We start from the raw sequence: 1172 nt of genomic DNA, 5'->3' as shown, positions 1-1172 counted from the left end.
GCCATGAAGCTCGCCCAGCGGCGCATCCCGCACGCCCGCGTCCTCGCATGGTCGTTCTGGCGCAGGGCTCATCAGGCAACTGCGCGCAAAGCCCATCTCAAGAAAAAATTACAACTGTAATGCTAGATCAACTTCCTCTCCATGGCGATGCGGACGGCCTGCTGGAGGTTGCTCGCGCCGAGTTTGTCGCGCGCGTTATCCAGATAGAACTGGACTGTTCGTGGCTTGATCCCAAGCAAGTCCGCGATCACGTTCATCGACTTGCCGTGTGACGACCAGCTGAGCGAGGTCGCTTCCTGCGTCGACAACGTCACATCCCCTGTTTTGAAGGACGATACAGACGCCAGGCTGAGGCGAACATGAATGTAGGCGAGCGCCAATGCTGCCTGCATCGGATCCCATGGCGGGACCTCGGCCCGCCGCCGATCTGATGCGAGCGTGATCATCGCTGTGCGGCCATAGCTTGTCCTGATCGGAACGGAAACGCCCGAGCGGATGCCGAAGTCAGTCGCCTCCGAATAGAATTGCTTGATCTCGCGCGAGCTCCTGCGGACGCCGCGCTCTTCCGCCGACCAGGCGAACATCCGCATGCTGCGCTTGGCGGTCGTCACGACAGGGTCGATGATCATGTATCGCTTTGCAAAATAGAGGTTCAGCCATTCCGCAGGATAATCGCTGAAAGCAACCGCATCGTCGGCGTGAACATGAATGTAGGCATAGCGGTCGAAGCCGGATGAGCCAGTAAACTTCTTGATCGCGTTGCGAACGGAGCGTTCATCGCGCGCCACATCGACGGCATCGATCAACCCCTGTAATTGCCCATCCAATGTAACATCCTCCTAGTCTTCATCTTGCGAGTATCGGTGCGATGGCGAGCTGACTCGTCGGATGCGCATCACGATGCTATCATTCTTCTGATCCGATGGCCGTTTCGAGTGACTCGATGGAATTCAACTTCCTCCCTTTGCGTATCCCATTGACCTATCCGATCGCGTCCTGCGTCCCTCTAGGAGCCTGTCCAGTTAGCGTTTTGGCCGGTCGGACTTCATTACGATAGGCCGCTCATGTGGGCCTGGCGAGGTTGCCGAGCTTGACGAGGTTGTGGGCGGTGCAGACGATCGCCCATTCGGCCCCCACGTTAGCCAGGCCTCGGAACAGGAACTGGTGGAAGC

Annotated in this window: 1 protein-coding gene; it reads right to left on the bottom strand. The window is 58.3% G+C overall.

The window, feature by feature from the left end:
• Positions 1-122: 122 nt before the first annotated feature.
• Positions 123-827: an autoinducer binding domain-containing protein gene (locus ACZIRK_RS45205; protein WP_130231977.1), complete on the bottom strand. Its 705-nt coding sequence runs from the start codon at positions 825-827 to the stop codon at positions 123-125.
• Positions 828-1172: the final 345 nt, after the last annotated feature.

Source organism: Bradyrhizobium sp. Leo114 (assembly GCF_055229415.2).
The sequence above is the reverse complement of the archived record's forward strand: the minus strand, read 5'-3'. Positions and strand labels throughout refer to the sequence as shown.